Below are 16,669 nucleotides of genomic sequence, written 5' to 3'. Positions count from 1 at the left end.
TCCGTGAAGATGAAACGCTTCATCTTCGGGTTCCAACGACGGGTCTGGTGACCGAAGTGGACGCCGCTCTCCAGCAGCTCCCGCATCGTGACGACGGCCATGGCCGCGCTCCTTGCATACTCGGTTACACGACGGCCGGGCGGCCGCCGCTCCTGACGCCCCGACGCGCCTGCCGTGGACGGCGCCCTTGCGAGAGCCGTTCCATGGACCGAGAGACACGGCCACCGTGCTGCCCGAGAGGGTCTGACGCGCCGGTGGCGGGGCGTGCGAAGTCGACCCGGTGACCCGGATCGCCATGAGAAGTGTACGGGACCGGAGAACCCCCGGGTGACGGCGTTGTCCACAACCGGCGAGTAGTCCACAGAACCCGGTCAAGATCCCCGCGATCCGGCGATCACGGCCAGGGTGACGCCATGCGACGACTGCGTACCGCCGTGCGAGCGCTCCTGCTCTGGATGCTGCCCTTACTCATCACATGGTTCACATGCACCCCAGCCGTATCAGGGCCCGCGCCACCGGGGCCGGGGCCGGCGCGTCCGGGGCCCGCGGTGCCGGGTGGGGACCGCGCCTGGCCGGTCGCGGGATCGCGCGGTGCCCGGCCGCTGGTGCTGCGCGCCTGGGAGCCGCCCCCGGCGCCCTGGGCGGCGGGGCACCGCGGGGTGGACCTGGAGGCCCGGCCGGGCGCCCCGGTCCGGGCGGCCGCCCCGGGGACGGTCTCCTTCGCGGGCACGGTCGCCGGGCGCGGGGTGGTCTCCGTAGAGCTGGCCGGTACGGGCGACCCTCCGCTGCGCACGACCTACGAGCCGGTGCGGGCCGCGGTGGGCGAGGGCCGGGCCGTGGCGGCGGGAGAGGTGGTGGGGGTGCTGGAGGCCGGGCCAGCACACTGCGCGGCGGGCTGCCTGCACTGGGGGCTGCGGCGCGGTGCCGTCTATCTGGACCCGCTGAGCCTGCTGCCGCCGTGGATGCTGCGGCGCCCGCCCTCGCGGCTGCTGCCGCTGTCCGGGCCGCTCGGCGCCGGCGGTGCCGTCAGCCCCGCACTCCGCGCAGGGCCATGGAGACAGCCGCCTCCGTGATGTGGTCGGGCTCCTCGGCCGCGCCGAGCTCGATGCGGCGCACGGCGGCGTCCACCACGCCCTGGAGCAGCATGGCCGTCAGGCGCGGCTGGTCGTGGCCGAGGGCGATGAGGGCCTCCCCGACCATGGTCACCAGGCCGCCGTGCGCGGCGCGGATCTTCTCGCGGGCGCCGGCGTCCAGCTCCCCGGCGGAGATGGCGACGACGGCGCGGTGGCGGCGGTCGCCGACGAGCGCGAGCTGCTGTCGCACATACGCCTCGATCTTCCCCTCCGGCGTGTCGGCGCGCTCCATGGCGGCCTCGACCTCCGCCGCCCAGACGGGGAAGTCGACGGCGCACAGCTCCTCGACCACGGCGGCCCGGGAGCGGAAGTACTCATAGACCGAGGACCGCGCGAGTCCCGTGCGCTCGGCGAGGGCGGGGAAGGTCAGCGCCTCCGTTCCGCCTTCGGACAGCAGGGAGCGGGCGGCGTCCAGCAGGGCGCCGCGCTGCATCGTCCGGTGCTCGGCCACTGAGGCCGCTCGAATCCTGGGCACGGTCCCACTTTACGGACAGGCCCCGCCGGGGACGACGCTGGAGGGACGATTCAGCGACCGGGACCGCGATTCAGCGGCCCACGTCGGCGAGCTTGGCCCGGAGCTGGAGGACCGACTTGGTGTGGATCTGGCTGACCCTGCTCTCCGTGACGCCGAGGACATGGCCGATCTCGGCGAGGGTGAGGCCCTCGTAGTAGTAGAGGGTGACCACGGTCTTCTCCCGCTCGGGGAGGGTGTTGATGGCGCGGGCGAGCAGCCTGCGCAGCTCGTGGTCCTCGGCGACCTCGACGGGGTCGTCGGCGGCGGTGTCCTCGAGCGTGTCCATCAGGCTCAGCCGGTCGCCACCCTCGCCGCCCACGTGCAGCAGCTCCTCCAGCGCCACCACGTTGGCCAGCGACAACTGGCTGAAGACCGCGTGCAGTTCGTCGAGGGTGACCCCCATCTCGGCGGCCACCTCCGCCTCGGAGGGCGTTCGGCGCAGCTCGGCCTCGAGGGTGGCGTAAGCGCGCTCGACGGCGCGCGCCTTCTGCCGGACGGAGCGCGGGATCCAGTCCAGCGCCCTCAGTTCGTCGATCATCGCGCCCCGGATGCGGGTGATCGCATAGGTCTCGAACTTGATGGAACGGGCGGGGTCGAACTTCTCGATGGCGTCGATGAGGCCGAAGATGCCGGAGGAGACGAAGTCCGCCTGTTCGACGTTGGGCGGCAGCCCGACGCTGACGCGCCCCGCCACGTACTTCACCAGGGGCGAGTAGTGGAGGATCAACTGCTCCCGCAGCCGGTCGTCGCCCGAGGCCTTGTACGACCGCCACAGCTCATCGAGCGTCGAGGGTGCGGGCGGGCGCACGGCGCCACGCGCTGCGGGCGGTGCCGCCGCGCGGTCGGACCCGGAGGTGTGCTGGGGCATTCGTCGTCTTGAGCCGTTCTGCTGTGACGTGGACCGGTGGTACGAATGGATGGATTCCGTGAGCGTAGCGTGAGCGCGCCACTGCGGTGAGCGAGGAGACCCCTTCGATATACACGGATACTTTCCGCGGGGGCGGGCACCTTCCGCGGGCCGCTTCCGTGTGACGGCCACTGGGGGTTCCCGCCGGCCGCACGGAGCCCGCCGTATCGGCCGCCGCGGTCACCGCCTTAACCCTTTCACCCGATCACCCCAGGTCAAGCACCGCCTCGCCGCGCAGGGGGGCGCCGTCCGGGGGGCTTGGGGGTGCCGGATGTTGACGCGGCGTCAGCCAACTGCCAGCGATCGCCCAGCCGTTCCACGAACCCCAGCGCCTGGAGTTCGTACAGGCGGGCGAGCGCGTGCTCCCTGCCCATCCCGGCGTCGCGGGCGATGAGGCCGAGGTCCCCGCCGCCCCGTCCGGGCACCGCCTCCAGCGCCCTGACGGCCCCGGCGTCCAGCAGATCCCTGGGCACGACCGGCCCGCGACGGCGCGGGGCGAGCTCCCCTATGCTGCCGACCAGCTCGACGACCTCGTCGGCATCGGTCACCAGGCACGCGCCCTCGCGCAGCAGTTCGTGCACCCCGGCCGAGAGCCCCGACGTCACCGGCCCGGGCACCCCCATCGTCTGCCGGCCCAGCTCCCCCGCCCGGCGCGCCGTGACGAGGGATCCGCTGCGGTACTGGGCTTCCACTACCACCGTCCCGCGCGTCAGTGCGGCGATGAGGCGGTTGCGCAGCACGAAGCGGCTGCGCGTGGGGTGCCCGCCGGGCGGCAACTCCGCGAGGACCAGCCCCTGTTCCGCGATCCGCCCGATCAGCTCGGCATGGCCGCGCGGATAGGGCACGTCGATCCCCGAGGCCAGCACGGCCACCGTCGCCCCGCCCGAGGCGAGCGCCCCCCGGTGGGCCGCCCCGTCCACGCCGTACGCCGCACCGGAGATCACCACCCAGCCGCGCTCGGCGAGCCCCGAGCCGAGCAGGGCGGCGACGCGCGAGCCGTAGTCGGTGCAAGCCCGGGCACCCACCACCGCGACGGACCGCAGCGCCCACAGCCGTACGTTCGGGCTGCCCCGCACCCATAGGCCGATGGGCCGGGCGTCCCCGAGGTCGTCGAGCTGCCCGGGCCACTCGGCGTCCCCCGGGCACAGGAAGCGCCCGCCGAGCCGGGCGACGGTCGCGAGGTCGCCGCGGGGGTCGAGCGTCCCGGCCCGGGCCCGGCACCCTGCCAGCCGGTCCTCCCGGGCCCCCTCGGGCGGCGGCCCCGCCCCGGTCAGCCCGCGCACCAGCCGCACGGCCCCCATCCGTCCCAGCCAGCGCCCGACGTTCTCGTCCCCCGGCTCGGTCAGCCGCGTCAGCGCCGCCCGCGCCAGCCGCTCCTCCCCGCTCACCGCCCCGGCCGTCACCCGTCCTCCCCCGCCGTGGCCAGGGCGGGCACCGGGGCCGGCCGGGGGACGGGCAGCGGGGCTCCCCTGGCGATGCCGGTGCGCAGCTCCAGGGCCAGCGCCACGTCGGCGGCGTCAGGGCGGTCATGGCCCCCGAGGTCCGCGAGGGTCCACGAGACCCTCAGCACCCGGTCCAGCCCACGGGCCGTCAGCAGGCCGCGCTCCAGGTCGCGCTCGGCGGCGGCGAGCGCTCCGGGAGCGGCCCGCCAGCGGGTGCGCAGCTCGTGACCGGGCACCTCGCTGTTGGCGGTCCAGGGGGTGCCCGCCAGCCGTCGCCCGGCCCGCTCCCGGGCCTGTGCGACGCGCTCGGCGACCGCTGCCGTCGTCTCTCCCCGGCCGCCCTGGCCCATCAGGTCGGCCCGCTGGACGGATTCGACCTCCACCCTCAGGTCCACCCGGTCCAGCAGGGGCCCCGAGAGCCGAGCCTGGTATCTGCGGATCACCGAGGCGGGGCACTCGCAGCCCGCGCCGCGCAGCGTGTGCCGCCCGCAGGGGCAGGGGTTGGCGGCGAGCACCATCAGGAATCGCGCGGGCAACCGCACCACCCCGGCGGTGCGGGCCACCACCACATGTCCCGCTTCCAGCGGCTGGCGCAGCGCGTCCAGGGCCTTGGTGCTGAACTCGGGCGCTTCATCCAGAAAGAGAACCCCGCGGTGGGCGAGAGAGACCGCGCCGGGCCTGGGCAGGCCGTTGCCGCCGCCGACCAGCGACTGCATCGTCGCGGAGTGGTGCGGCGCGCAGTAGGGGGCGCTGGCGACCAGCGGCTCGCCCGGGGGCAGCATGCCCGCCACCGAATGCACCGCGGTCACCTCGAGGGACTCCTGCCGGCTGAGCGGCGGGAGGATGGCCGGCAGCCGCTCCGCCAGCATGGTCTTGCCCGCGCCCGGCGGCCCCGACAGCAGCAGGTGGTGGCGCCCGGCCGCGGCGACCTCCAGGGCGAGCCGCGCCGTGCGCTGTCCCGCCACGTCCGCGAGGTCCGGCCCGCTCCCCGCTCCTGCCGCCCGGGCGCCCGTGGCAAGGCCGCAGCCCACCCCCGCACCGGGCACCATCAGGCCGGCCAGCATGGCGTCGGGGCGCCCCTCCCCGTCCGGCTCCTCGTGCGGGACGGGCGCGTCGGTGAGCACGGCGATGAGCTGGCGCAGGCTGCGCACCCCGAGCACCGAGACGCCGGGCACCAGGGCGGCCTCCGCCGCGGTCTGTTCGGGCACGACGACCTGCTGATAGCCGGCGTCGGCGGCGGCGAGGACGGCCGGGAGGATGCCGCGCACCGGCCGGACCCTGCCGTCCAGGCCCAGCTCGCCGATCATCACCAGGTCGGCGATGGACGCGGGGTCGACGCACTCGGCGGCGCCGAGGACGGCGACGGCCACCGCGAGGGCCAACCCTGAGCTAAGACACTTCTAATCACCACCCGGAAACGGGACGGCCCCACCGAGGTGACGCCATCACCAAGGCAGGGCCTGACGGACCACCTGACTCAACCAGGAGCCCGCTGTGATGCACCTTCTCATGTCCCCCGCCAGCGCCGGAACCTTGCGCCGCCTCTCCACCGTCGTCGCCGACGCCGTCCGCTCCGTCATCGCTCCGGCCACCCTCGTCCACGACGAGCCGCCGGCCACCGCTCCCGCCCCCGTCGGCAGGTGTTCAGAACTGAACACCTCGCCCATGGCGGACGGGGACTTGCCGACCGCTGAGGCGATCGAGGCCGCCGCCGCTGAGTTCGACCGCGCGGCCGACCAGGCGCGCCAGGCCGACCGCGGCAAGCGTGCCGCCCGCAAGATCCTCGACCGCCTCCCCGCCGGGACCTACGGCCCGTGGGTAATCTCCCGGGTAGCGTCCACGCGGCAGACGGCCGACCTGGACGAGATCCGCCGCATCTTCAAGGCCCACGGCCTCGGCCCGGTCCCGATGAAGGCCACGGCGGCCTCGCTCAAGGTCAAGCGCGCCGAGGTTGTCACGGCCGCCACGGTCGAGACCGCAGCCTGATGGGCACCCGCCCGACGGCGGCCGGGGACACCCCCGGCCGCACGGTCACCGTGCGCACGTTCGACGCGGGGATGGTCACCATGCCCGAGCCGGCATGGTGCCTCGGCCGCCACGCTGATGGCTACCACCGTGCCGACATCGCCCACCAGGGCGCCGACACCCCCATCACCTTCCGCGGGTTCGAGCTGCTCGCGGCCGGGCTGGTCGCTTACCCGTTCTCGGAGCTGCGGGGCCCCGGGCCCGAGGTGGTCGTGGACATGGGCGGCGACTGGCTCCCGCTCGACCCGGCCGGGCTTGAGGCCCTCGCCTGCGCCCTCGTGGACCACGCCGCCGAACTTCGCTCCCTCGCCCGCCAGCTGGCCGCGCTCCTGGCCGCCGGGGAGGTGGCCGAATGACCGGCAAGCGCGCCTGCCCGGACTGCGAGGGCAAGGGCGGCCGAGTGGAGGAGATCCGCCGCAACGGGGGCGGCCGCCGCAAGGTGGTCGTACACCGCACCTGGCGCACCTGCACGACGTGCCGGGGAAGCGGGGTGCGCTCCTGATGGGCACCCGCTACCCGGTGCGGCGCCCGACCGAGGACACCGCCCTCCACGCCGCCTCTCGTACCTCCCGGCCGCTTCCTCCGGCCCACGTCCTGCTCGCCGCCCTGGTGACCGCCTACGCCATGGGCGACCGGCACGGCATGCAGCTCTTCGCCCTGGCCGTGGTCCGCACGGCCGGCGGCCCCACCCGCTGAACCCTGCGCGGCCCCGCCCCTTCTCTGGCGGGGCCGCCACTGACAGCACCTGGGAGCACCACACCCATGAGCCTTAACCCGCTGGCCCGGTGGGCGTACGCCCATCCCTATCCGGCCGTGGCCCTGGCCGCCGCGATGACAGCGGCGGCCGGTGGCACGGTCTGGTTCATCGCGCGGATGTTGCGCCGCATGACCCTCCCGCCGGCCGCAGTCGTCGCGGCCGGTCTCGCCGCGGCCGCCTGTACGGCCTACTCCGCCGACACCTCCTGGCGGTTCGCCGCGCACCGCCTCGGGATGACCGACACCGGCGAGCGCGCCGCGATGTTCGCCGCGGCCGAACTGGCCCTGTTCTCCACCGCCCTCATGGCCCGGCAGAACCTCAACGACCACAAGGCCCCCGGCGCCCCTGGCGTCCTGGTCTGGCTGATCACCGGGGTGCAGATCATCCCTGCGTTCAGCGAGTCCGGTGTCGTCGGCGGCCTGGTGCGCGCGTTCGTCGGCCCCGTGCTCGCGGCCCTGCTGTGGCACCTGGCCATGGGCATCGAGCTGCGGCACAACAAGCCCGGGGCCAGTTCCAACAGCCTGCCGGCCATGGTCGGCCGCGAACTGCGCGAGCGGCTGCTGTCCCGCCTCGGCCTGGCCGTACGGGACCGTAGCGCGGAGCAGATCACCCACGAGCGTTGGACCGCACGCGCCGTCGCACTCGCGGCGCGCCTGGCCTTCCGAGGCGAACGGGGCTGGGCCTGGTACACCCGCCGCCTGGAACGCCGTCTGGATATCGCCGTCGGCCGGGCCGGGGTCGGGGCGAACCCGAACCAGCGTTCCGCTCTCCTCCAGCAGCTCGCAGCGCGGCGCAACGCCCGTGCGCTGGCCTCAATCGAGTTGCCATCGCCCTGGGAGCCGCCGTTGCCGCCAGCACGGCCACGAACCCTGCCCGTACTCGCGCGCCAGCGCCTCACCGACATGCACCCCATCGACGCGATCCGCAAGGTACGCAGTGCCCACCCGAACCTGCACCCGGGTGCACTCGCCAGCCTCTTGACCGAACTCGGCGTCGTCGTCTCCGAGACCCAGGTACGTGTCGCCACCGGCGTCGGCAACCCGCCCGCGTCCCCCCGACCCGTCCCGCCGGCCGTGAGCGCACCTCCACCTGCACCTGGGGGTGCACTCGTGCTCGACCTGGCTCCCATGCCCCGGGTGCACCCCGACGTAAGCGCACCCGCACTCGTCTCCGCCGCCGCTCAGCGCAGACAAGCCGTCCACGCCCGCGTACCCGACGCATCGGGGACTGGGGTGACGCATGGTCTCGGCTACCTCTTCCAGGTCCCGCTCATCTGGCCGCCGAAGCCGAAGACCCCGGACCCCGGGACTGAGGGCGCCGATCCCCCAAAGGCGCCCGACGAGCCGGACCCGGAAGCGAGTGCACCTGAGGACCCGGACCCGCTCCTCGAAGCCGCACGCGCACTCGGCACCCCCGCGTCCCTGCGCACTCTCAAGACCGAACTCGGCATCGGCCAGGTCCGTGCGCAGCGCCTCCAGCGCCTCACCCGGGAGACCTGAGATGCACCTGCCGTGGCTCTTCCCGCCCGCCGCCGTCCTGGCGCTCCTGGGCCTCATCGCCTGCGGACGCAAGCGGCCCGGCCGCTACGCGCTCCCCGCCCTCCAGACCACCGCCCTGATCACCTTCGCCGTGGCGTACGTCGCCGCGCTCTTCCGCTGGGGGACTCCATGACCGATCAGTTGATCCCACTGCCGCCCGCGCACCCGCCGACGATCGGCGCACCCGCCCCGGACTGGTGGGATGCCCTGTACCCCGACGACGGCAAGCCGTCCCCTGCCCCTGCGACGGCCCCGCGTCTGCCCGACTGGCGGAAGCCCAAGCCGCCCTTGCCGACGCCCGACCAGGACCAGGTCCAAGAGCCGGAGGAGCGCGAGGACGACGAGCCCACGGCCGAAGACGACGAGCACGAGCAGGACGGCGCCGAGGACGAGCAGCCGGAGGAGGAACCAGCCAGCCCCGAGCGGCCGAGCCAGCGGCAGACACCGCGCCGCCGCCTCGACGCCGTGCTGGACACGGCCACCAACGACCCGAAGCGCCGGCGCCGCCTCGAGGTCCTCGCCTACAGCGGCACGGCGGCCGGGGCCGGGTGGTGGCTCGGGATCGGCCCGTGGGTCCACGACTCCCTCACCTACTACGGCCAGCACGACACACCCAACGGGGTCTACGTCGGCTGCGGCGTCGTTGCCGTCGCCGCCCTCGCGGAGGTCCGCTCCCACAACTGGCGCGGCCCCAACAACCACGCCGTCATGCGCCTCCTCGGCTGGCTCGCCCGCATCCCCCTCGCCACCGCCGTGCTCGCCCTCGCCCTGTACACCCCCGACGCCCAGTTCTGACCGGAGGAACCCACGATGCACGACGACGTCACCCTCGCCGCCGCCAGCACGGGCGCGGAGATCCTCGGCAGCCTCGGCACCGGCGGCGTCGCCGGTGTCCTGACCACCGCCCTCATCCTCGGCACCCGCGACAAGGCCGAGCACAGGTTCAGCAAGGGCCAGGCCGTCACCTGCGGCCTCGCCGCCGGTACCGCGCTGACCGCGGCCGGCCACATCTGGGGCATGCCCAACGACCTCACCCTCGGTGCCCTGCACGCCTTCCACGTCGGCGACGGCTCCGGCCCGCTCGGCGACGTCGAGCCTGGCGCCGTCGCCCTGGTCCTCGTCCTGATCGCCTATCTGGTCAAGCTCAAGCCCCGCACCGCCGGGATCAACGGCCTGGCCATGGCCACCGTCTTCGCGAACGCGGGCGGCGGCTGGGCAATGATCGCGGGCAGCCTCGGCGAGTTCGCCGTGGGGTTCGCCTCATGAGGGCCGTCGCGCTCGACCTCGTGCGCGGCTCGTGGGCCCTGACCTACCGCGCGCTCGGCCGTGTCTGTGCCTGGTGCATGGCGGGCGAGGGAGCCAGCAAGGTCTGGCGCGCCCTCGCGCTCATGGTCGGCGTCGGCACCGCCTACCGGCTGACGGGGTCCTCTCCCATCGTGGCCGGTGGTGCGTACCTCGCGTGGCTCGGTGTCGCCTGGATGCAGTCGCCCGCGCTCGCCGCGGAGCCCGAGGACGAGGACGAGGACGAGGTGGACGAGGCTGTCGTCCCGGCCGCCGAGGCGGACGAGGAGCCGGACGACGAGCAGCCGGACATGGCACCCTCCGATCCCCTCGAACCGACGGCGTTCCTCGCCCGGATCCGAAAGCTGATCGGGGACCGCAACGGGGTGCTGCTCCGAACCGTCGTCGCCGACCTCCACAAGGCCGGCGTCCCGGCCGACTGGAGGGTGCCCGAAGCGCGGGCCCTATGTACCGCCCTGGGGGTGACCGTGAAGGGCTCCATCAAGGTGGCCGGGGACACCTCCGTCGGGGTCCACCGGGACGCGCTCCTGGAGGCTGGCGCCCCCTCTCCCCTGGCTCTGTCCATGGAGGCCCCCGGGGCGGGTAGTTCGGCAGGTAGTCCACCTGTGACCTGCGACGACTACCCGCCAACTACCCCCGCTCCCGACCCGACTACCGGCATAGCTACCTCGATCCGGGGTCTCTTCCGGCGCTGACCCGGGACCTCTCCTCAGCCGAGGGCCAACAAGATGCGCCCCGTTCCTGGGCTTCCGGGAGCGGGGCGCATCTGCGTTTTCGGATCTTCGCCAAGGAGACGGAACCAGGGGTCCGCAACAATGCGGACCCTCCTCAACTCTGCACACGTGGCCGCTCACGGCCAGGGTCACCGGCTGGAGCTGAACCTGATCGGAGTTGTCTCCGACCTGCCGTCCGCCAGGGGTCGGGACTGGCGCGTACCCCGTGCCGTAAGGGTGGGCACCAGCGCCCACCCCCGAACCAGGGGTACTCACCAGTGAGTACCCCTTCCACACCAGACGCCGTCAGAGGTACCCGTCAACGTGTACCCCTGACGATCACGTTCGAGGAGGACGCCCCAACAGTCGGTAAACAGAGGTCACAGATGGTAGCGAGTGGGGAAATTCCCCAGTCGTCACTCTCGGTAGGCGCTGATGGGGTCCGGCGTGTGCGCCCCGCGCCTCGAACGGCCCTGACTGACGAGCAGCGGCGCACGCACGCCATCGCCGTCAACATCCACCGCCGGTCACTGTCCCGCGAGCAGAAACGCCAGCTCATCCAGCGGTCCCTCGTGGCTGATCCTCTGCTCTCGGACCGTCAGCACGGCGAGCGGACCGGCAGCACCCACCCGACGGTCGCGAGCGTACGGCGCGACCTGGAGGCATCCGGCACGGTGGAAAAACTTTCCACCAGGATCGGAGCCGACGGTGTGGAGCAGGCTGCGGCCAGCCCGCACTCCGAACTTCCTGGCCGGACACGACTGGATCGAACCATCGGACCAGAACTTCGAGGGCCTCGCGGAGTCCTCGCCCCTACTTCGCGCGTGGCAGCGTGGAGACGCGCAGGCTTTCAACCCTGAAAGCCTCAGCTCCCGCGTGCGGGCAGCTCGGTCAGGCGATGCGCAACATTGCGCATCGCCACACGGCCGCCCTCGTCCCCTGACGGTGTCGTGACGGCCCTCGGAAGCCGTTGCGCGAAACGCTTCCGGGGGCCGTCTACGCGCCCGTGCCCCGTCATCGGGACGGGTGAGCGGCGCCGCGAGGTGCGCCGCACACGGGCGCCGGTCATGCTCGGCGCCGCCGCCTGGGGGACGGGTACAGCACCGAGCACGCCAGTCCGGGTCAGGTCATGAACGTGATGGGGGGCGCCGGGTTGATCGGCCACCCGAAGGCGGTCATCGCCCAGGCCCTGGTCGGGGGCGCAGTGTCCGGCGCCAGCTCGTGCTCCAGAACCTCGTGGTCACGCTCGTCGGGGACCTCGGTCTGGTCGTCCATGCCGGCCGTCCTCTCGTGGTGGTTCATGTCGGCAGGTCCCAACCCGGCCCCTCTGGAGAACCGAGCCATACCCGCTGCCTCTGGGGGGTGACGGTCAAGCCGAACTCGGTCTGGGGCGGTGTGCCGGCCGCCTTCCACGTGTCGATGGCGTCCTCGACGGCGTCCCATAGGCGCAGTGGACCGCCCTGGCGGACGAGGTAGCCGTCCTTGCCGTCCGGTACGAGGGAGGCGAACGACTGGCTCGGCAGGTCGATCAGGTGGTCCGCCATCGGGCCGCCGTCTGTGGCCATGCCCAGGTACTGGGCGGCGGGGACCGCAAGCTGAGCGACGAACTGGGGCGTCCAGTCGCTCAGGATCTCTGGGCCGACCTGCGTCGGCCGTTCCTCGGCGGCCTGGGCGAGCAGATCGGACGCGCCTGTAAGCGGGGGTGCGGCCTGCGGGCGGGCGATCATGAACGACACCGTGCCGGGCAGGAACCGTCCCTCGGCCGTACGGTCCTCCCCGACGGTCAGCCGGACGAGTCCGGAGCCGTACAGCCACCCCGACACGGTGGTCACGATCGTGCCCCCGGGCCGGACCTGCTCCAGCCACGTCGCCGGGATGGTGCGCACGGAACAGGTGGCGATCAGACGGTCGTAGGGGGCGTTCTTGGCGTAGCCGAGGAGGCCGTCGTCGTTGACGAGCGTCGGTTCGTATCCGGCGGCGCTGATCGCGGCTCGGGCGCGGCCGGCGGCGGCCGGGTCGAACTCGATGGAGGTCACGTGCTTGCTGCCGAGGCGTTCGCACATGAGGGCGGTCGAGTAGCCGGTGCCGGTGCCCACCTCCAGCACCCGGTCACCGTCCCTTGGGTCCAGGTCCTCCAGCATGCGCACCACCAGGCTCGGCAGGGTCGACGACGAGGTGGGATCACCGTGCACGGGCTCCGCCACGTCCGCGGGGTGCGTGCCGCCGTCCAGCTGCGTCACCAGCGTCGTGTCCGCGTACGCCTCCTCCAGCCACGTGCTGGCGTTTTCCTGCGTCGGCACGACCGGCGTCCATAGGGTGCCCCGGGGGCCCTGGGACCGGCGGAAGAAGGTCCGGACGCATTCGTGCCGAGGCACTGTCTCGACGGCCGCCCGCCAGGCGGGCGAGCGCAGATGTCCGCCGTCTTCGAGTTGCTGCGCCAGGCGCTCGCGCAGCTCGGCGGCGCGGTGTTCGTCCACGGCGGGCGGGGTGGGGTCGTTCATGCGGGGAGTCCCTTCTCCAGCAGGTCGGCCAGGGCGCCGGCGATGGCCCCGGTCGTGTGGTCATCGACGAAGGCCCATTGGCCGTTGGGGTTGCACTCGTAGAAGCGCCACACCCCGTCACGGCCCAGGGCGAAGTCGAATGCGCCGAAGGCCAGGCCGAAGGTGTGCAGGTAGGTGCGTATGCCGTTGCGGACCGGTCCGGGCACGTCGATGGGGTCGTAGGTGATCCGGTCGTACTCCATGCGCCAGTCCAGATGGTCGCCGTCGATGGTGATGCGGGTGGCGAACAATTCGGTGCCAACGGCCGCTATCCGTACGTCGGCAACCTTGTCCACGGCCTGTTGGAACAGGTGGGGGCAGGCGGAGACGCCGTCCCCGATCTCGCCGGCTTGGACTGGCCGGACCCAGATCGTGCGCAGTTCGCCGTCCTGGCGGTACTCGGTGGAGCGCAGCGGCTTGTAGACCACCGGGCCGTACTCCTTCGTGAAGGTGCGGGCGGCCTCGGGATCGTTCGTGATCAGCGTCGGGGGGACCTCGAGCCCCGCCCGCAGGGCGGCGGTGATCTGGCGGGGCTTGTACTCGGCGCCCGAGTTGCGGTGCGGGTGATTGACGTACAGGCAACCGGGAAGGGCGGCCAGGAGCCCGCTCAGGCCGTGCCGGACCTGGGCCGCGGCGAACTCCCGCTCTTGGTCGTCCAGGCCGCCAGGGGCGGCGTAGCGGGACGGGCGCCGGTAGTAGACGGCCCTGGCGTGGTCCAGGCCGAGGGAGCGGGTTGGGGTGGTGAGCGGGCCGTGCCATGAGCGGCCGGCGCCCGCGTGGGCGGAGAACGTCACGTCACCCGGTTGGCCGGGGTCGAGCCGCACGACCGGGATGTCCCGGCCGTGCAGCTCGGTGATGACGTGGTCCGCCGTCAGGTCATCCAGCGCGGTCAGGACGATGACCGGACGAGGAGAGGTCATCGGTCAGTCCTGGTCGCTTTCCTGGTCGTGGCCCTCGTCGGCGTTCGACGGGCCGGAGCCGTCGCCCTGGCTGGTGCGGGTCTTGGTCTCCTTGCCGGTGCCGGTGCCGTGCTTGCCCATCTCCATGGGCCGGCCATGGACGTCGTGGTAGAGGGTGGTCTGCGTGTCGGGGTCGAGCCGTACGGCGGTCCCGGCGTTGGTGATCAGCGACGGGTAGGGCTCCATGCGGGTCAGACCCCATGGCTGAACGGTTGGGTTCATGAGCGCTTCCTTTCCTCGATCGCTTGCGGAGAGTGCCCTCCCCGATGTCGTGGGCTGACCAGGCCCCGGCGTCGGGAAGGGCTGGCCGCCTCGGGGGAAGCGGCCGGGCCTTGTACGGCTACGGGAATGGAGTGGAGCCGTACAAGGAGCCTGAAGTTGGCCGGTCACGCTCCGGCCCCCGTATGGAGCTCGGCCCACACCCGTTTCCCCCACGGCAGGGAATCGACCTTCCACCGGTCGGCGAGCGCGGCGACCACGGCCAGGCCCCGCCCTCTCTCCTCGTCGAAGGGCGGCGTCTGCCGGACGGGGCGTTGCTGGGACATGTCGACCACGGCCACCCGGACGCGGTCCGGCCGCGGTCGGGAGACGGTCACCCGCAGGTTGCGGCACTCGGTGTGCTCGACGGCGTTGGTAACCAGCTCGGACACGATCAGCACGCCCGTATCGATCAGGCCGGGCAGGTTCCAGGTGTTGAGGGCGGCGGCCACCAGGAGCCGGGCGCGGCGCGCGGATGCGGCCTCGCGAGGCATGGTCTGGGTGTACGCGGGAACGCCGGTCGCGGCGGGGTGTGCGGTCATGATCATTGGTCGCCTCAGCGGTTCCGGTGCCGCCGCCCGCCCCGGACGAGGGACGCAAGGGGGGGCAGCAGCAGATCAATGCGCCACGCATTTGCACGCGGCGTGTCCGACGCCAGTACAACGGCGTTCTGCCTGAGGCCGGGAGGAAAGTTCCGCCGGGTGTTGAGTGCACGGGACCGGAAATTTCGGGGGCGCGCGGTGCCGCTGCCCTGCGCCTGATGGCTACCTTGGGGCCCATGGAGGGCAACGAACGCCTGAGCCGCCGCATGGCCGACGCGGGATACAAACAGGCCGAGCTAGCTGAGAAGGTCGGCGCCCTCATGTCCGCCGGATATCACGGGACGGTCAGTGATCGCACGGTCCGCAACTGGCTTCGAGGGAAGACACGTTGGCCGCACCCCCGTCACCGGGAAGCATTAGAGAAGCTTTTCGGATGTACGGCCGAGCAGCTCGGCTTCATCCCCCCGCCACCAGAAGATGAGGAAGAGTCCGTGCGCCGCCGAACCTTCGCGGCCGCCGCCACCGGAACCGCTGTGGCCGCCGCCGTTCCCGCCCTGGCCACCCCCAAGCGCGTCGGCATGTCCGACGTCGAACGCCTTCAGGAAAAGTTCGCCGCGATCATCGCCACCGACCACCGCGTCGGCGGGCGAGTCAGCATCGAGACCCAGGCCCAGGGTCTCGCCGGCGAAGCGCTCGCCCTCCAGTCACGCGGTACCGCGAGCCAGCGAACCCGCGGCGCGCTCTACGCCACCGCCGCCTCGTTCATCTCATCCGCGATGTGGGCCGCCATCGACGGCAAGCGGTTCGAGGCCGCACAGCGCCACCACGACCGCGCGTCCAGCCTGGCGGCCATGTCCGGGGACGTGGCCATCCAGTTCCGCATCTGGTCCCACGCCGGGAGCCTCTACCGCCACCTCGGCCGCCCGACCGACGCCCTGGCCGCCAACGACGTCGCCCGAAGCCTGCCGATCGTCCGCCGCGACCCGCTGTTCGCCTCCCTCGGCCACGCCCGGCACGCCGCCATCCACGGCCTGACCGGCAACCAGGGTGCCGTCCGTCGCTCGCTCGGCTACGCCCAGGACGCCCTCGAACGGGCCGCCGACGACGAGCCGCGCCCTGTATGGATGGCCGCTTTCTACGATCAGGCCGAACTCGACGGCCTGGCCGTCGCCGCCCTCATGGCCCTCGGCCAGTACGAGGATGCCGAAGCCCGTGCCCACCGCAGCCTCGCCGGGCTCCGCCCGTACATGCACCGCTCCCGCGCCATCACCACCGCCCGCCTGGCCCGCGCACAACTCGGGCAAGGCTCCGTCGAGGCCGCCGTGACGACCGCCAGGACCGTGCCGGCGGAAGGGATCGCCCACCCCCGAGTCGCGGGGATGCTCAACGACTTCGGCCGTAGGCTCAACGCCACCGCGCCCGGCAGCACGGCCGCCCGCACCTGGGACCAGTACACCCACGACGCCTAAGGAGCCGCGTGACCACCGCCAGCAGCCGCATCATCCTGCGCCACGCCACCGACATCGACCCCGTGTGGGAGACCCTGATCGAGGTCTATGCCGAGGTTCGCGCCGACCAGCTCCACCGCCCGCACTACTCGGTCGAGCGGTATGGCGAGCGCCTGGCCCGCCATGCCCATGACCCGGGGTGGGAGGCCGTCGTCGGCTACGACGGGGACGAGCCCGTCGGCTACGCCTACGTCAACACCCTCACCCCGGGTGACCGGTGGTGGCAGCGCATGACGACCCCGCTCCCCGAGGACTGCACCACCACACCCACGGTCGCGCTGAAGGAGATCATGCTGCGGGAGGCGTGGAGGAAGACCGGAGCCGCCCGGCGTATCCATGACGAGCTGCTGGCCGGCCGCCCGGAGAAGCGTGTGTCCCTGCTGGTGAACCCCGAGGCCGGCGGCGGCAAGGTGCTGGCGCTGTACGAGTCGTGGGGGTACGAGAAGATCAGCGAGCAGCAGCCGTCACCGGACGGGCCAACTCTGACGGCCATGCTCCGCGAGATCCGCTGATAGGCCACGACCGCAGCGG

Annotated in this window: 21 protein-coding genes and 1 pseudogene; 12 read left to right on the top strand and 10 right to left on the bottom strand. The window is 72.8% G+C overall.

Annotated elements, in window-relative coordinates:
* Nucleotides 1-101 (bottom strand): 30S ribosomal protein S2 (locus ACIGXW_RS12505; protein WP_399572528.1); only part of this gene is annotated, 101 nt, incomplete at its 3' end.
* A 447-nt stretch (nt 102-548) separates the two neighbouring features.
* Between ACIGXW_RS12505 and ACIGXW_RS12500 the strand changes: the two genes are divergently transcribed.
* The gene (locus ACIGXW_RS12500; RefSeq protein WP_399572448.1) at nt 549-1,073 is read left to right on the top strand and encodes a murein hydrolase activator EnvC family protein; all 525 of its coding nucleotides are present in this window, start codon (nt 549-551) and stop codon (nt 1,071-1,073) included.
* Here the strand turns inward: ACIGXW_RS12500 and ACIGXW_RS12495 are convergent.
* The 4 genes and pseudogenes from ACIGXW_RS12495 to ACIGXW_RS12480 form a co-directional block, all read right to left on the bottom strand.
* Nucleotides 1,027-1,584, bottom strand: coding sequence for a TetR/AcrR family transcriptional regulator (locus ACIGXW_RS12495; protein WP_071965843.1), 558 nt, complete (start codon nt 1,582-1,584; stop codon nt 1,027-1,029). The two genes, ACIGXW_RS12500 and ACIGXW_RS12495, sit on opposite strands and share 47 nt — an antisense overlap.
* A gap of 94 nt (nt 1,585-1,678) precedes the next feature.
* On the bottom strand, nt 1,679-2,515 hold the full coding sequence (whiG, locus tag ACIGXW_RS12490) for an RNA polymerase sigma factor WhiG (protein ID WP_071964276.1): 837 nt from the start codon (nt 2,513-2,515) through the stop codon (nt 1,679-1,681).
* A 254-nt stretch (nt 2,516-2,769) separates the two neighbouring features.
* Nucleotides 2,770-3,957 (bottom strand): DNA-processing protein DprA, encoded by a 1,188-nt coding sequence (gene dprA / locus ACIGXW_RS12485; RefSeq protein WP_399572446.1) that lies wholly within the window; start codon nt 3,955-3,957, stop codon nt 2,770-2,772.
* Nucleotides 3,954-5,384: pseudogene (locus tag ACIGXW_RS12480) on the bottom strand (YifB family Mg chelatase-like AAA ATPase); the annotation flags it as partial. The pseudogene ACIGXW_RS12480 and the gene dprA, both read right to left, overlap by 4 nt.
* Before the next feature lie 109 nt (nt 5,385-5,493).
* Here ACIGXW_RS12480 and ACIGXW_RS12475 point away from each other — a divergent pair.
* The 9 genes from ACIGXW_RS12475 (at nt 5,494) to ACIGXW_RS12435 (ending at nt 10,313) form a co-directional block, all read left to right on the top strand.
* Nucleotides 5,494-5,982: a hypothetical protein gene (locus ACIGXW_RS12475; protein ID WP_399572445.1), complete on the top strand. Its 489-nt coding sequence runs from the start codon at nt 5,494-5,496 to the stop codon at nt 5,980-5,982.
* The gene (locus ACIGXW_RS12470) at nt 5,982-6,377 is read left to right on the top strand and encodes a DUF6907 domain-containing protein (RefSeq protein WP_399572443.1); all 396 of its coding nucleotides are present in this window, start codon (nt 5,982-5,984) and stop codon (nt 6,375-6,377) included. The genes ACIGXW_RS12475 and ACIGXW_RS12470 overlap by 1 nt, the downstream gene beginning before the upstream one ends.
* The gene (locus tag ACIGXW_RS12465; RefSeq protein WP_399572441.1) at nt 6,374-6,523 is read left to right on the top strand and encodes a hypothetical protein; all 150 of its coding nucleotides are present in this window, start codon (nt 6,374-6,376) and stop codon (nt 6,521-6,523) included. The genes ACIGXW_RS12470 and ACIGXW_RS12465 overlap by 4 nt, the downstream gene beginning before the upstream one ends.
* Complete coding sequence (locus ACIGXW_RS12460) at nt 6,523-6,717, top strand: hypothetical protein (protein ID WP_399572439.1); 195 nt, start codon at nt 6,523-6,525, stop codon at nt 6,715-6,717. The genes ACIGXW_RS12465 and ACIGXW_RS12460 overlap by 1 nt, the downstream gene beginning before the upstream one ends.
* 66 nt (nt 6,718-6,783) lie before the next feature.
* Nucleotides 6,784-8,277 carry a hypothetical protein gene (locus ACIGXW_RS12455; RefSeq protein ID WP_399572438.1) on the top strand — a complete coding sequence of 498 codons (1,494 nt, stop codon included), beginning with the start codon at nt 6,784-6,786 and terminating at the stop codon, nt 8,275-8,277.
* Between the two features lies 1 nt (nt 8,278).
* Nucleotides 8,279-8,449, top strand: coding sequence for a hypothetical protein (locus ACIGXW_RS12450; RefSeq protein WP_399572436.1), 171 nt, complete (start codon nt 8,279-8,281; stop codon nt 8,447-8,449).
* Nucleotides 8,446-9,111 carry a hypothetical protein gene (locus ACIGXW_RS12445; RefSeq protein WP_399572434.1) on the top strand — a complete coding sequence of 222 codons (666 nt, stop codon included), beginning with the start codon at nt 8,446-8,448 and terminating at the stop codon, nt 9,109-9,111. Before ACIGXW_RS12450 ends, ACIGXW_RS12445 begins: the two co-directional genes overlap by 4 nt.
* 15 nt (nt 9,112-9,126) lie before the next feature.
* On the top strand, nt 9,127-9,582 hold the full coding sequence (locus ACIGXW_RS12440) for a hypothetical protein (RefSeq protein ID WP_399572432.1): 456 nt from the start codon (nt 9,127-9,129) through the stop codon (nt 9,580-9,582).
* Entirely contained in the window at nt 9,579-10,313 is a 735-nt protein-coding gene (locus tag ACIGXW_RS12435) for a hypothetical protein (RefSeq protein ID WP_399572430.1), read from the top strand. Before ACIGXW_RS12440 ends, ACIGXW_RS12435 begins: the two co-directional genes overlap by 4 nt.
* A 1,140-nt stretch (nt 10,314-11,453) precedes the next feature.
* Here ACIGXW_RS12435 and ACIGXW_RS12430 read toward each other — a convergent pair.
* From ACIGXW_RS12430 to ACIGXW_RS12410, 5 genes are all read right to left on the bottom strand, one after another.
* The gene (locus tag ACIGXW_RS12430; protein ID WP_399572428.1) at nt 11,454-11,606 is read right to left on the bottom strand and encodes a hypothetical protein; all 153 of its coding nucleotides are present in this window, start codon (nt 11,604-11,606) and stop codon (nt 11,454-11,456) included.
* Nucleotides 11,607-11,629: 23 nt separating this feature from the next.
* The gene (tgmC, locus tag ACIGXW_RS12425) at nt 11,630-12,832 is read right to left on the bottom strand and encodes an ATP-grasp peptide maturase system methyltransferase (RefSeq protein WP_399572427.1); all 1,203 of its coding nucleotides are present in this window, start codon (nt 12,830-12,832) and stop codon (nt 11,630-11,632) included.
* Nucleotides 12,829-13,791, bottom strand: coding sequence for an ATP-grasp ribosomal peptide maturase (tgmB, locus tag ACIGXW_RS12420; protein ID WP_399572425.1), 963 nt, complete (start codon nt 13,789-13,791; stop codon nt 12,829-12,831). Before tgmB ends, tgmC begins: the two co-directional genes overlap by 4 nt.
* Nucleotides 13,792-13,794: 3 nt before the next feature.
* Nucleotides 13,795-14,052 (bottom strand): putative ATP-grasp-modified RiPP, encoded by a 258-nt coding sequence (gene tgmA / locus ACIGXW_RS12415; RefSeq protein ID WP_399572423.1) that lies wholly within the window; start codon nt 14,050-14,052, stop codon nt 13,795-13,797.
* 164 nt (nt 14,053-14,216) lie between these two features.
* Nucleotides 14,217-14,630, bottom strand: a complete 414-nt coding sequence (locus tag ACIGXW_RS12410) for an ATP-binding protein (RefSeq protein ID WP_399572421.1) — start codon at nt 14,628-14,630, stop codon at nt 14,217-14,219.
* Nucleotides 14,631-15,121: 491 nt separating this feature from the next.
* Between ACIGXW_RS12410 and ACIGXW_RS12405 the strand changes: the two genes are divergently transcribed.
* Nucleotides 15,122-16,099 carry a hypothetical protein gene (locus tag ACIGXW_RS12405; RefSeq protein ID WP_399572419.1) on the top strand — a complete coding sequence of 326 codons (978 nt, stop codon included), beginning with the start codon at nt 15,122-15,124 and terminating at the stop codon, nt 16,097-16,099.
* A gap of 8 nt (nt 16,100-16,107) precedes the next feature.
* Entirely contained in the window at nt 16,108-16,650 is a 543-nt protein-coding gene (locus ACIGXW_RS12400; RefSeq protein WP_399572417.1) for a GNAT family N-acetyltransferase, read from the top strand.
* Nucleotides 16,651-16,669: the final 19 nt, after the last annotated feature.

Origin of the sequence: Streptomyces sp. NPDC053079 (genome assembly GCF_044546695.1) — a bacterium.
GTDB lineage: Bacteria > Actinomycetota > Actinomycetes > Streptomycetales > Streptomycetaceae > Streptomyces.
Note: the sequence above shows the minus strand (reverse complement) of the source record. Positions and strands in the feature narration are given on the sequence as shown.

Coding starts and splice junctions, on each gene's coding strand:
- ACIGXW_RS12475 (WP_399572445.1), top strand. CDS start 5,494: ATGCACCTTCTCATGTCCCCCGCCAGCGCCGGAACCTTGCGCCGCCTC.
- ACIGXW_RS12445 (WP_399572434.1), top strand. CDS start 8,446: ATGACCGATCAGTTGATCCCACTGCCGCCCGCGCACCCGCCGACGATC.
- ACIGXW_RS12435 (WP_399572430.1), top strand. CDS start 9,579: ATGAGGGCCGTCGCGCTCGACCTCGTGCGCGGCTCGTGGGCCCTGACC.
- ACIGXW_RS12450 (WP_399572436.1), top strand. CDS start 8,279: ATGCACCTGCCGTGGCTCTTCCCGCCCGCCGCCGTCCTGGCGCTCCTG.
- whiG (WP_071964276.1), bottom strand. CDS start 2,515: ATGCCCCAGCACACCTCCGGGTCCGACCGCGCGGCGGCACCGCCCGCA.
- ACIGXW_RS12410 (WP_399572421.1), bottom strand. CDS start 14,630: ATGACCGCACACCCCGCCGCGACCGGCGTTCCCGCGTACACCCAGACC.
- ACIGXW_RS12465 (WP_399572441.1), top strand. CDS start 6,374: ATGACCGGCAAGCGCGCCTGCCCGGACTGCGAGGGCAAGGGCGGCCGA.
- ACIGXW_RS12460 (WP_399572439.1), top strand. CDS start 6,523: ATGGGCACCCGCTACCCGGTGCGGCGCCCGACCGAGGACACCGCCCTC.
- tgmB (WP_399572425.1), bottom strand. CDS start 13,791: ATGACCTCTCCTCGTCCGGTCATCGTCCTGACCGCGCTGGATGACCTG.
- ACIGXW_RS12430 (WP_399572428.1), bottom strand. CDS start 11,606: ATGGACGACCAGACCGAGGTCCCCGACGAGCGTGACCACGAGGTTCTG.
- tgmC (WP_399572427.1), bottom strand. CDS start 12,832: ATGAACGACCCCACCCCGCCCGCCGTGGACGAACACCGCGCCGCCGAG.
- ACIGXW_RS12455 (WP_399572438.1), top strand. CDS start 6,784: ATGAGCCTTAACCCGCTGGCCCGGTGGGCGTACGCCCATCCCTATCCG.
- tgmA (WP_399572423.1), bottom strand. CDS start 14,052: ATGAACCCAACCGTTCAGCCATGGGGTCTGACCCGCATGGAGCCCTAC.
- ACIGXW_RS12440 (WP_399572432.1), top strand. CDS start 9,127: ATGCACGACGACGTCACCCTCGCCGCCGCCAGCACGGGCGCGGAGATC.
- ACIGXW_RS12470 (WP_399572443.1), top strand. CDS start 5,982: ATGGGCACCCGCCCGACGGCGGCCGGGGACACCCCCGGCCGCACGGTC.